This window comes from Shigella sp. SIG3, from assembly GCF_053555855.1.
Map to the genome: position 1 here is coordinate 1 of NZ_JBQZXE010000113.1, position 11,855 is coordinate 11,855.

At 49.5% G+C, this 11,855-nt stretch carries 12 protein-coding genes; 7 read left to right on the forward strand and 5 right to left on the reverse strand.

What is annotated here, in order from left to right:
* From ACUU1I_RS16635 to cmoB, 5 genes are all read left to right on the forward strand, one after another.
* A partial coding sequence (locus ACUU1I_RS16635; RefSeq protein WP_449144860.1) for a tyrosine-type recombinase/integrase occupies positions 1-1,023 on the forward strand: 1,023 nt, incomplete at its 5' end.
* A gap of 12 nt (positions 1,024-1,035) precedes the next feature.
* Positions 1,036-1,806, forward strand: coding sequence for a DUF72 domain-containing protein (locus ACUU1I_RS16640; RefSeq protein ID WP_050544124.1), 771 nt, complete (start codon positions 1,036-1,038; stop codon positions 1,804-1,806).
* A 52-nt stretch (positions 1,807-1,858) separates the two neighbouring features.
* Positions 1,859-2,254, forward strand: coding sequence for an MAPEG family protein (locus ACUU1I_RS16645; protein ID WP_000252980.1), 396 nt, complete (start codon positions 1,859-1,861; stop codon positions 2,252-2,254).
* Between the two features lie 40 nt (positions 2,255-2,294).
* On the forward strand, positions 2,295-3,038 hold the full coding sequence (gene cmoA, locus ACUU1I_RS16650; protein WP_000019600.1) for a carboxy-S-adenosyl-L-methionine synthase CmoA: 744 nt from the start codon (positions 2,295-2,297) through the stop codon (positions 3,036-3,038).
* Positions 3,035-4,006, forward strand: a complete 972-nt coding sequence (gene cmoB / locus ACUU1I_RS16655; protein ID WP_000564755.1) for a tRNA 5-methoxyuridine(34)/uridine 5-oxyacetic acid(34) synthase CmoB — start codon at positions 3,035-3,037, stop codon at positions 4,004-4,006. Before cmoA ends, cmoB begins: the two co-directional genes overlap by 4 nt.
* Positions 4,007-4,170: 164 nt before the next feature.
* On the opposite strand, the gene torZ is transcribed toward cmoB, so the two are convergent.
* The 4 genes from torZ to ACUU1I_RS16675 all read right to left on the reverse strand — a co-directional run bounded on the left by torZ (position 4,171) and on the right by ACUU1I_RS16675 (position 9,439).
* The gene (gene torZ, locus ACUU1I_RS16660) at positions 4,171-6,600 is read right to left on the reverse strand and encodes a trimethylamine N-oxide reductase TorZ (RefSeq protein WP_005069116.1); all 2,430 of its coding nucleotides are present in this window, start codon (positions 6,598-6,600) and stop codon (positions 4,171-4,173) included.
* 24 nt (positions 6,601-6,624) lie between these two features.
* Positions 6,625-7,725 carry a NapC/NirT family cytochrome c gene (locus ACUU1I_RS16665; protein WP_001214307.1) on the reverse strand — a complete coding sequence of 367 codons (1,101 nt, stop codon included), beginning with the start codon at positions 7,723-7,725 and terminating at the stop codon, positions 6,625-6,627.
* 387 nt (positions 7,726-8,112) lie between these two features.
* Positions 8,113-8,859, reverse strand: coding sequence for a copper homeostasis protein CutC (cutC, locus tag ACUU1I_RS16670; RefSeq protein WP_001185715.1), 747 nt, complete (start codon positions 8,857-8,859; stop codon positions 8,113-8,115).
* 13 nt (positions 8,860-8,872) lie between these two features.
* Positions 8,873-9,439 (reverse strand): VOC family protein, encoded by a 567-nt coding sequence (locus ACUU1I_RS16675; protein ID WP_005048653.1) that lies wholly within the window; start codon positions 9,437-9,439, stop codon positions 8,873-8,875.
* 215 nt (positions 9,440-9,654) lie between these two features.
* Here ACUU1I_RS16675 and argS point away from each other — a divergent pair, with 215 nt between their 5' ends.
* Positions 9,655-11,388, forward strand: coding sequence for an arginine--tRNA ligase (gene argS, locus ACUU1I_RS16680; protein WP_001025293.1), 1,734 nt, complete (start codon positions 9,655-9,657; stop codon positions 11,386-11,388).
* A gap of 41 nt (positions 11,389-11,429) precedes the next feature.
* Here the strand turns inward: argS and ACUU1I_RS16685 are convergent, their stop codons facing one another.
* Positions 11,430-11,474, reverse strand: coding sequence for a hypothetical protein (locus tag ACUU1I_RS16685; protein ID WP_212734366.1), 45 nt, complete (start codon positions 11,472-11,474; stop codon positions 11,430-11,432).
* A 90-nt stretch (positions 11,475-11,564) separates the two neighbouring features.
* Here ACUU1I_RS16685 and ACUU1I_RS16690 point away from each other — a divergent pair.
* A partial coding sequence (locus ACUU1I_RS16690) for a lysozyme inhibitor LprI family protein (RefSeq protein ID WP_032157090.1) occupies positions 11,565-11,855 on the forward strand: 291 nt, incomplete at its 3' end.

Consider the following 11,855-nt stretch of genomic DNA (forward strand, 5'->3'; position numbering starts at 1 on the left):
GTGAAGGAACTTGAAGAAAAGTGGCTGGATCTGAAACGAATGGAAATCTCTGCAAATGCATTCAATCGCTATGAATCCGTTGCAAGAACGATGGTTCCGAAAATTGGAGGCGGCAGACTGGTGTCATCGGTAACCAAAGAGGAATTGCTGTATATCAGGAAAGATTTGCTGACCGGGTATCAGAATTCAACGAAAAACAAAGCAGCAGCAAAAGGACGGAGCGTCGTTACTGTAAATTATTACATGACGACAATCGCTGGAATGTTTCAGTTTGCTGCAGATCACGGTTACTTAGAAGCAAATCCCTTCCAGGGAATTAAGCCTCTTAAAAGAGCCAGGGCAGAGCCAGATCCGTTAACTCGTGACGAATTTATTCGCCTGATAGATGCTTGCCGACATCAGCAGACGAAAAACCTGTGGTCATTGGCTGTGTACACAGGAATGCGTCACGGTGAACTGGTCTCCCTGGCCTGGGAAGATATCGATATGAAAGCAGGAACTATTACTATCAGGCGCAATTATACGAAACTCGGTGAGTTCACTCTACCTAAAACTGAAGCAAGTACAAACAGGGTTGTGCATCTTATCCAGCCCGCTATCAGTGTCCTGAAAAATCAGGCTGAAATGACAAGACTGGGTAAGCAGCACCACATCAAGGTTCAACTACGTGAATATGGACGTTCAGTGAATCATGAATGTACTTTCGTATTTAACCCCCAGGTGGTTAGAAAAAGCAAACAGGTAGGTTTTATCTACAAGGTAGATTCCATTGGCGACTCATGGGAAACAGCCATTAAGCGTGCGGGCATCAGGCACCGGAAAGCATACCAGTCACGACACACTTATGCGTGCTGGTCATTATCTGCCGGAGCAAACCCAAGCTTCATTGCCAGCCAGATGGGCCATGCAAGTGCCCAGATGGTGTTCAATGTATACGGAGCATGGATGACTGACAGTAATGCAGAACAGATCGCAATGCTGAATCAGAAGCTGGCAGATTATGTCCCATGGTCACCAAAGTGACACAAGAGACTTATTAAAATCAGTGGGTTAGCCTTCAATACCCGTCATGTTAACTGCGTGGAGGGCAACACCACGCTTTACGCCCTGCCGAAACCCGAGGTTGTCCTGCGCTGGCGTGAACAGACCACAGATGACTTCCGCTTCTGTTTTAAGTTTCCGGCGACCATTTCGCATCAGGCAGCATTACGACATTGCGATGATTTAGTGACTGAATTTTTGACCCGCATGTCACCGTTGGCTCCGCGCATTGGGCAATACTGGCTGCAACTGCCTGCCACATTCGGCCCACGGGAGCTGCCTGCGCTTTGGCATTTTCTCGATTCTCTCCCTGGCGAATTTAATTATGGTGTGGAAGTCCGCCATCCACAGTTTTTCGCCAAAGGGGAAGAGGAACAAACGCTTAATCGCGGTTTACATCAGCGCGGCGTTAATCGGGTGATTTTAGACAGCCGCCCGGTTCATGCATCACGTCCACACAGTGAAGCTATTCGCGACGCTCAACGAAAAAAACCTAAAGTTCCGGTACATGCTGTACTGACGGCGACAAATCCGCTGATCCGTTTTATCGGTAGTGATGATATGACGCAAAACCGGGAATTATTTCAGGTCTGGTTACAAAAATTAGCGCAGTGGCATCAGACCACTACGCCTTATCTTTTTTTACATACGCCAGATATTGCCCAGGCCCCGGAACTGGTACATACCCTGTGGGAAGACTTACGTAAAACGCTTCCAGAGATCGGAGCAGTTCCGGCTATTCCACAGCAATCTTCTCTTTTCTGAATTTGCCACCTATCATAGACAGGTGCCATCGGCCATTTTAAAGGGAGTTTGTATGGTAAGCGCGCTATATGCCGTTTTAAGTGCGTTGTTATTAATGAAGTTCTCTTTTGATGTCGTTCGCCTGCGAATGCAGTACCGCGTTGCCTATGGTGACGGTGGTTTTAGCGAACTGCAAAGCGCTATTCGCATTCATGGTAACGCGGTGGAATATATTCCCATCGCGATTGTGCTGATGCTGTTTATGGAAATGAATGGCGCAGAAACCTGGATGGTGCATATTTGCGGCATCGTTTTGCTTGCTGGTCGTCTGATGCATTATTACGGTTTTCATCACCGTCTGTTTCGCTGGCGACGTTCCGGCATGAGCGCCACCTGGTGTGCGCTGTTGCTGATGGTGCTGGCGAATCTTTGGTATATGCCCTGGGAGTTGGTTTTCTCCCTGCGTTAGCGCACAATACGCCACTTTCTTTTTCCCGGATTTTTACGTTATGTCTCACCGCGACACGCTATTTTCTGCCCCTATCGCCAGACTGGGCGACTGGACCTTTGATGAACGGGTAGCTGAAGTCTTCCCGGATATGATCCAGCGTTCCGTTCCCGGCTATTCCAATATTATTTCCATGATTGGTATGTTAGCCGAGCGCTTCGTTCAACCTGGTACGCAGGTTTACGATCTGGGTTGTTCTCTGGGCGCGGCGACGCTCTCGGTGCGTCGCAACATTCATCATGATAATTGCAAAATTATTGCCATCGACAACTCCCCGGCGATGATTGAACGCTGCCGTCGTCATATTAACGCCTATAAAGCCCCTACGCCAGTAGACGTCATTGAAGGTGATATTCGCGATATCGCCATTGAAAACGCATCGATGGTGGTGCTGAATTTTACCCTGCAATTCCTGGAACCTTCCGAGCGCCAGGCATTACTGGATAAAATTTATCAAGGACTGAACCCGGGCGGCGCGCTGGTGCTTTCGGAAAAATTCAGTTTCGAAGATGCCAAAGTTGGTGAACTGTTGTTCAACATGCACCACGACTTTAAACGTGCCAACGGTTACAGCGAACTGGAGATCAGCCAGAAGCGCAGCATGCTGGAAAACGTGATGCTGACCGATTCCGTGGAAACCCATAAAGCACGCCTGCATAAAGCCGGTTTTGAGCATAGCGAGCTGTGGTTCCAGTGCTTTAACTTTGGTTCACTGGTGGCATTAAAGGCAGAGGACGCTGCATGATCGACTTTGGTAACTTTTATTCTCTGATTGCCAAAAATCATCTTTCACACTGGCTCGAAACGCTGCCCGCGCAGATTGCTAACTGGCAGCGCGAGCAGCAGCACGGGCTGTTTAAGCAGTGGTCCAACACGGTGGAATTTCTGCCTGAAATTAAACCGTATCGTCTGGATTTATTGCATAGCGTAACCGCCGAAAGCGAAGAGCCACTGAGCACCGGGCAAATTAAACGCATTGAAACGCTTATGCGGAACCTGATGCCATGGCGCAAAGGGCCGTTCTCACTGTATGGCGTCAACATCGATACCGAATGGCGTTCCGACTGGAAATGGGATCGTGTTCTGCCCCATCTTTCTGATTTAACCGGACGCACCATTCTGGATGTCGGCTGCGGCAGCGGTTATCACATGTGGCGCATGATTGGCGCAGGCGCGCACCTCGCGGTGGGGATCGACCCTACGCAACTGTTTCTGTGCCAGTTTGAAGCGGTGCGTAAACTACTGGGTAACGATCAGCGCGCACATTTGTTACCGTTAGGTATTGAACAGCTTCCGGCACTGAAAGCCTTTGATACCGTCTTTTCGATGGGCGTGCTTTACCATCGCCGTTCGCCGCTGGAGCATCTCTGGCAGTTGAAAGATCAACTGGTGAATGAGGGTGAACTGGTGCTGGAAACGCTGGTTATTGATGGCGATGAGAACACGGTGCTGGTACCAGGCGATCGTTACGCGCAAATGCGTAATGTCTATTTCATCCCTTCCGCGCTGGCGCTGAAAAACTGGCTGAAGAAGTGTGGTTTTGTAGATATCCGCATTGTGGATGTGTGCGTTACCACTACTGAAGAGCAGCGACGCACTGAATGGATGGTTACCGAATCTCTGTCCGATTTCCTCGACCCACATGATCCGAGTAAGACAGTTGAAGGTTATCCTGCGCCTAAACGCGCGGTGCTGATTGCGCGCAAGCCGTAAAGGTCTGGTATTACTGCCGGATGCGGCGTGAACGCCTTATCCGGCCTACAAACCCTTGCTAATTCAATCTATTGCAGGGACTATGTAGGCCTGATAAGCATAGCGCATCAGGCAGTTTTACGTTTGCATAACCTCAGCGCCCGTTTCCGGGCGCTATTCACTTCTTACGCCTGAACAGCAGGCTTATCAAATGCCGTTAACTTCGGTGCGTTACCCGTATATTTTTCGATATACACCAGCGCAGAGTTACCGGCACAGGCATTTGCCAGCTGCGAGCTGGGGATATCCGCCGTTAACACGTTCGCACTGCCGTTTTTACACAAGCCGTTTTCCAGATCTGGCCATGCACCTTCATGCACGCATACCACGCCTTTTTTGATCCCGTCAGTCACCACCGCGCCTGTCAAAATCTGACCACGTTTGTTCCAGACACGCACCAGATCGCCATTCGCAATACCAAATCGAGCAGCATCTTCGGTGTGAATAGTGATCGGTTCACGATCGGCAACCGCATATTTTTTACGCAGTTCCGCATAGTTAAGCTGACTGTGTAAACGGTGTGCCGGATGTGCGGTCAGAAGCTGCAACTGCTTCTCGTCGGCGGTACCCTTCCACTCATCAGGCGCAAGCCAGGTTGGGTGTGCCGGGCAATCCTTATAGCCAAATTTTTCCAGCGTTTTGGAGTAAATCTCAATTTTGCCGCTTGGCGTACCCAGCGCATTTTTCACCGGATCGGCGCGGAAATCACCATAACGAACGTACTGTTCGTTCTTCTCGCTGCGGCGCATTTCGATCAGTTTATTTTGCTGCCAGAAGGCATTAAACATTGGCATAGTGACGCGTTGCGCACGGGCCCCTTTCTGAGCGGCATCATAGAAAAATTTCAGCCACGCCATTTCATCTTTACCTTCGGTATAGATCTCTTTTCCGCCAGGTTTGAGTAATTCCGCAAGATCGGCAAACACGTCAAAATCGTTACGCGCTTCAAATTGCGGAGCAACAGCCTGCTTCATCGGCACAATATGCTGGTTGCTGTAATCACCGGTCATCGTCAAGTCATTGCGCTCAAACGATGTGGTGATCGGTAATACGATATCTGCGTGTTTGGCTGCTGCGGTCCAGTAGCATTCAGAAACGACGATCATCTCCGGTTTCTGCCAGGCTTTGATCAGACGATTAGTATCCTGGTGATGGGTAAAGTTACCGCCACCCGCCCACCAGATCATTTTGATATTCGGATACGTTTGTTCTTTACCGTTATGCTGATATTTGCCGCCAGGATTTTCCAGCGCATCGACGATACGGGCAACAGGAATCGCCGCCATTCCGCCATCATCAGCGGCCTCGCTGGCCTGTCCGGCAATCGCCGCAGACATTTCCGGCAGCACGCCGCCAACACGCATCGGGTTGCCACCATTGGAGTAATGATAAGAGAAACCAAAACCGCCGCCCGGTGTACCAATCTGCCCTAACATCGCCGCCAGCGTCACCAGCATCCAGTGTTTCTGTTCACCATATTGCTGGCGCTGAATTCCCCAGCCTGCCATCAGAATTGTGCGATTCGCCGCCATCAGTTCAGCGAGTTTGACTATCTGCGCTTCCGGTACGCCAGTAATTTCCGCCGCCCAGACCGCGCTCTTCGGCGTATTATCGCTCTTACCTGTCAGATACTCTTCAAACTGCGGATACCCGGTAGTGTATTTTTCAAGGAACACTTTATCGTGTTTGCCTTGTGTCATCAGGGTATGCGCAATCCCTAACATCAGTGCCACGTCGGTGCCCATATTCGGCGCGATCCAGGTGGCATTATCGCCAAAGAATTCGATGGTTTCGGAGCGGATAGGATCAATGGCAATCACTGGTTTGCCAGATTTTTTCAGCTGATGGAAGTATTCCAGCCCTTGCTCATCGGTACTGCTCCAGGCAATTTTTAAGGTATTCAGCGGGTTCATTCCCCACAGCACCACAACCTGGCTGTTTTCCAGAATCAGCGGCCAGGAGGCCTGCTGTTCATACACCTCTACAGAACCGACCACATGCGGCATGATCACCTGTGCTGCCCCGGTTGAATAATCGCCGCTATGCCCGGAATAACCGCCCGCCAGGTTCATATAACGTTGCAGTAAGGTTTGCGCTTTATGCAACACGCCAGAAGAGCGCCAGCCGTAAGATCCGGCAAAAATGGCCGATGGTCCGTTAGCTTTACGAATACGCTCATGTTGCTCATGAATCAGTTTTAATGCCTGTTCCCAGCTCACCTGTACATAGGTATCTTCGCCACGACCTTTCGCCGGTTGCAGTGGATTGTCGAGATAGCTTTTTCTCACCATCGGATGCTGAATACGCGCCGTGGTGTGTACCTGATCCGCCGCCGTAGACTGTAAGGAGTTCGGTATGGTTTTCGCCAGCGCGCCTGTCGAAGAAACAATCTTGCCGTCCTTCACTTCTACGCTCATCGCTCCCCAACGTCCCGCGGTGAGGATTTTACCGCCCTTCTCTTCTGCCCATGCGGGGAGCGGTGCTGCCGATGTCACCACCAGCGCTCCAGCGGCAATACCGCTGTGTTTAATAAATTCACGTCTTGTTAATGCCATAACTTCCTCCCTGATCAACGAGGATCACTGTTTCTCGGTAATATCTTTGGCGTTGTACTGGAAATACCGCGTTAAAATGTCCAGTTCGTTTTCGCTCATGCTGGTTCGTGCCCCCATTCCTTTGGCAATGGACGGCCACGCATTGACGGTGTAATGGTCGGCGGCAATAGAGGCATGACAACCAGCGCAATAGGTATCGTCAAGTTTTTCAGCGTATTGCCATAGCGGTTTACGGTCCGCTAATGCGGGATCGGTAAGCGCACCCTGTAAAGACGCCTGACGCCATTGATTGCCGTATTCGTCAGCCTGCCATTCCCCGTTTACCGTGAGCGCCTTGATACCTTCTTCACTTAATGTGGCTAGCGCCAGCCGTTGACCTGCCGCCAGGTAGAGCGTGTTTTCACTGCCCTGCATTTGATAACCCTGCAACAGAACGATCGGCTGTTTGCCACTGGCATCAACGACGGTGAGATCGGTACCAGGATTCACGGTAGCCAGCTCGCCTATGCGAGAAGTTTTGAAAGGATAAATATGTGCGCCATTAGTCACTGAAGTAGCGGCCTGACTTTCCAGCTCATGCGCCGCGTTGTCATCCATTTTTATTTCTGGCGGAAAATGGGCAATGCCTTTATGACAATCGATACAGGTTTCGCCGCCCTTTTGTGCTTTGTTATGCATTTTCTGCGCAGATTCACTTTGCGAGGCAATATCCATGGCATCAAAAGAATGGCAACTACGGCACGTTGCAGAGTCAGTTGCTTTTAATTCTTTCCATACTGTTTCGGCCATTTCCTGGCGATGAGTTTCGAACTTATCGTCACTGTCTATTTTGCCGCTAACAAATTCATGATAAATATCTTTAGATGCTTTTAATTTAGCAAATAAATAATCCATCCCTGACTTTGGAATATGGCAATCGGCACATTCCGCACGTATCCCTTTCTGGTTCGAAAAGTGGACAGTTCCCTGATATTCCTCAAAAGGTTTACTCATCGAGTGGCAGGAAAGGCAAAATGCTGTATCCGACGTTTTATGTAAGGCTTTTTGCGCCAGCAATAACCCGCCGCCACCAACCACAACCGCTATCAGCAAAAACAATAACCCAATGCGTTTTTTCCCTCGCATAGATTCCTCTAAATAAATTCCAGAACACCGAAATCATTGTATAATTAAATACACAACGAATTAACCGCTTGCATAACTCGGCACAACACTGCCTGAAATAATCGATAAAGAATATGATTTATTACAATGTAATCATTAATTGCTAAGGAATAACCCAGTTGCTATTTAGAATATATATTTATCAGTTTTAGCAATTTAAATCCCATAATCAATGTGAATATAAAAAATATTTTTAGCACAACGCTATGCGCACTGTCACCCGCTCAACAGATCACGGTTATCGTTCGTTTTTTATACTGCTCAGGGATAAAAAAAGGCCCCTGTTGAAATTGCAGGGGCCTGGTACGAGCAAGCATCATATTGGGCGACATGATGCAACGGTAAAAATCATTTGGCCTGATGGCGTTCAATGATTCCTTTCATTTCAGCAACCGCCGCCCCGTCTACGATATAACGCGAATACTCGTCCGCGTGTTCATCTGATGACATGGACAATCCTTGATTACGATAACGCATCGGTGAGGCTTGCCACGCTCCCGCGGAGCTATGGACTTCCAGCACTCCGGCATCGAGGAAGTGGTGCAGGTTTTCTGCACGGACTCCTGCTCCAGCCATAATGATTGGAGCATCACGATGGGCAATAAGTTCCATAATTTTTGATAAACCTTGCAGTGCGTCTGATTTTTGCCCTGATGTCAGTACCCGGGCAATGCCCAATTCCGCAAGATTATTGAGTGTATATAAAGGGTTAGCGCACATATCGAAGGCGCGATGAAAAGTCACTGCCAGCGGACCGGCAGCAGCCATTATTTTTTCCATTCGTGGCATATCGACATTCCCATCAACATCGAGAACGCCCGTCACCAGTCCAGGAAAACCTAATTCGCGGACCGTGCGCACATCCTCAAGAATGGCGGCAAACTCACCGTCGCTGTAGCAAAAATCACCACCGCGTGGGCGAATTATCGGATGCACAGGGATCGTCACCCGCTGGCGCACGGATTTCAGTCCCCCCAACGACGGCGTTAAGCCCCCCTCTTTTGGGGCTGCGCATAATTCAACTCTGTCTGCGCCGTTTTGCTGCGCCGTTAGTGCACATTCCATGCTGTAACAGCAAATTTCCAGTAATGCCATTTTTGCTCCTTAATTACGCTGACTGCTCGCTGGCAACGATCTCTTCAATGGACCACGGATGAAACTTAATAGTTGTTTTGCCATCGGTGACCGCCAGCGTCGGATTCGGTAATCGCTCATGCTCACCTTTTGGTGAACTGGTTTTAACTGAGATCCCCGGTAGGCTGAGTCCTTCATCAGAAAGCAATGCCAGCGCACGGGCATTCAGCGTTTCTGGATCACCCGGCAGAACGATTTCAATATGTTCCCAACCTTCGTGTGGGTAACGTTTTTCCCCAGGCCACGGTAGCTCCACATTGGAAAACTGCCAGTGCGCAACCTGTACCGGTTCATGCAATTTAAACAGACAAATCGGTCTGCCATTGATCATTTTTTCTGACAAAAGCTCGCCACACTGTTCAAAACCGCGACGCCAGCGCTCAGCGGTGACGTTTTGATGGCAACGCAAAGAAATGTGATCGGCAGTCAGCGGAGTGATATCCAACCCCAGACGGCGGGAAAGTTCATCTAATGCGTGGGTAAATCGCGGTAAATCCGATGCAATATCCTGCAGCTCGTCGATAGATTGCCAGTTCGCCATAATCACTCTTCGTCTTTCAGTAAAAGCGTTAATTTACCCTGTTGCCCTGTGCCAACCAACCGCTGATTTCACGCCGCTTCTGATGCAATAGTGAAAACGGCAATACGCCACGCGCACGTTGCTGACGAAAACAGCCATTTGCAGTATACTCCCGCCCTAATTTCTTTAACTGGTGCGGGCAATTTTTGCTCGCTTCATCAATGTAAGGTATTCCGGTGAATATTCAGGCTCTTCTCTCAGAAAAAGTCCGTCAGGCCATGATTGCGGCAGGCGCGCCTGCGGATTGCGAACCGCAGATTCGTCAGTCAGCAAAAGTTCAGTTCGGCGACTATCAGGCTAACGGCATGATGGCAGTTGCTAAAAAACTGGGTATGGCACCGCGACAATTAGCAGAGCAGGTGCTGACTCATCTGGATCTTAACGGTATCGCCAGCAAAGTTGAGATCGCCGGTCCAGGCTTTATCAACATTTTCCTTGATCCGGCATTCCTGGCTGAACATGTTCAGCAGGCGCTGGCGTCCGATCGTCTCGGTGTTGCTACGCCAGAAAAACAGACCATTGTGGTTGACTACTCTGCGCCAAACGTGGCGAAAGAGATGCACGTCGGTCACCTGCGCTCTACCATTATTGGTGACGCAGCAGTGCGTACTCTGGAGTTCCTCGGTCACAAAGTGATTCGCGCAAACCACGTCGGCGACTGGGGCACTCAGTTCGGTATGCTGATTGCATGGCTGGAAAAGCAGCAGCAGGAAAACGCCGGTGAAATGGAGCTGGCTGACCTTGAAGGTTTCTACCGCGATGCGAAAAAGCATTACGACGAAGATGAAGAGTTTGCCGAGCGTGCACGTAACTACGTGGTAAAACTGCAAAGCGGTGACGAATATTTCCGCGAGATGTGGCGCAAACTGGTCGACATCACCATGACGCAGAACCAAATCACTTACGATCGTCTCAACGTGACGCTGACCCGTGATGACGTGATGGGCGAAAGCCTCTACAACCCAATGCTGCCAGGAATTGTGGCGGATCTCAAAGCCAAAGGTCTGGCAGTAGAAAGCGAAGGGGCGACCGTCGTATTCCTTGATGAGTTTAAAAACAAGGAAGGCGAACCGATGGGCGTGATCATTCAGAAGAAAGATGGCGGCTATCTCTACACCACCACTGATATCGCCTGTGCGAAATATCGTTATGAAACACTGCATGCCGATCGCGTGCTGTATTACATCGACTCCCGTCAGCATCAACACCTGATGCAGGCATGGGCGATCGTCCGTAAAGCAGGCTATGTACCGGAATCCGTACCGCTGGAACACCACATGTTCGGCATGATGCTGGGTAAAGACGGCAAACCGTTCAAAACCCGCGCGGGTGGTACAGTGAAACTGGCAGACCTGCTGGATGAAGCCCTGGAGCGTGCACGTCGTCTGGTGGCAGAAAAGAACCCGGATATGCCAGCTGACGAGCTGGAAAAACTGGCTAACGCGGTTGGTATTGGTGCGGTGAAATATGCGGATCTCTCCAAAAACCGCACCACGGACTACATCTTCGACTGGGACAACATGCTGGCGTTTGAGGGTAATACCGCGCCATACATGCAGTATGCTTACACGCGTGTATTGTCCGTGTTCCGTAAAGCAGAAATTAACGAAGAGCAACTGGCTGCAGCTCCGGTAATCATCCGTGAAGATCGTGAAGCGCAACTGGCAGCTCGCCTGCTGCAGTTTGAAGAAACCCTCACCGTGGTTGCCCGTGAAGGCACGCCGCATGTAATGTGTGCTTACCTGTACGATCTGGCCGGTCTGTTCTCTGGCTTCTACGAGCACTGCCCGATCCTCAGCGCAGAAAACGAAGAAGTGCGTAACAGCCGTCTGAAACTGGCACAACTGACAGCGAAGACGCTGAAGCTGGGTCTGGATACGCTGGGTATTGAGACTGTAGAGCGTATGTAATCGATTTTTCGTGAGAGTGAAGCCTGATCAGGGTTAGCCGATCAGGCTTTTTTATTGCCATCTAAATGTATTCTGAAAACGGACATGCCATTGTTTTCTCACTGTTGAGTAAGAGGCCAGAAGCGTAATATCCAGGCCCAGGAAAACGATAACTGTTCAATTTAAGGAATACCGAAGTGTTTAAATTTCTTGTATTAACATTAGGCATTATCTCTTGCCAGGCTTACGCAGAAGATACGGTTATAGTAAACGACCATGACACTTCAGCCATCAAAGATTGTTGGCAAAAAAATTCAGATGATGATACTGACATTAACGTGATCAAATCATGCCTGCGACAAGAATACAATCTCGTCGATACGCAATTAAATAAAGCCTATGGTGAAGCTTATCGTTATATAGAACAAGTGCCACGCACAGGTGCAAAAAAACTTGATACTGAACAACTTAACTTGCTTAAAAAATCA

What these genes read in the sequence shown, in the direction of transcription:
- ACUU1I_RS16645 (WP_000252980.1), top strand. Translation starts at nt 1,859, where the DNA reads ATGGTAAGCGCGCTATATGCCGTTTTAAGTGCGTTGTTATTAATGAAG.
- cutC (WP_001185715.1), bottom strand. Translation starts at nt 8,859, where the DNA reads ATGGCATTACTGGAAATTTGCTGTTACAGCATGGAATGTGCACTAACG.
- ACUU1I_RS16665 (WP_001214307.1), bottom strand. Translation starts at nt 7,725, where the DNA reads ATGCGAGGGAAAAAACGCATTGGGTTATTGTTTTTGCTGATAGCGGTT.
- cmoB (WP_000564755.1), top strand. Translation starts at nt 3,035, where the DNA reads ATGATCGACTTTGGTAACTTTTATTCTCTGATTGCCAAAAATCATCTT.
- ACUU1I_RS16675 (WP_005048653.1), bottom strand. Translation starts at nt 9,439, where the DNA reads ATGGCGAACTGGCAATCTATCGACGAGCTGCAGGATATTGCATCGGAT.
- cmoA (WP_000019600.1), top strand. Translation starts at nt 2,295, where the DNA reads ATGTCTCACCGCGACACGCTATTTTCTGCCCCTATCGCCAGACTGGGC.
- torZ (WP_005069116.1), bottom strand. Translation starts at nt 6,600, where the DNA reads ATGGCATTAACAAGACGTGAATTTATTAAACACAGCGGTATTGCCGCT.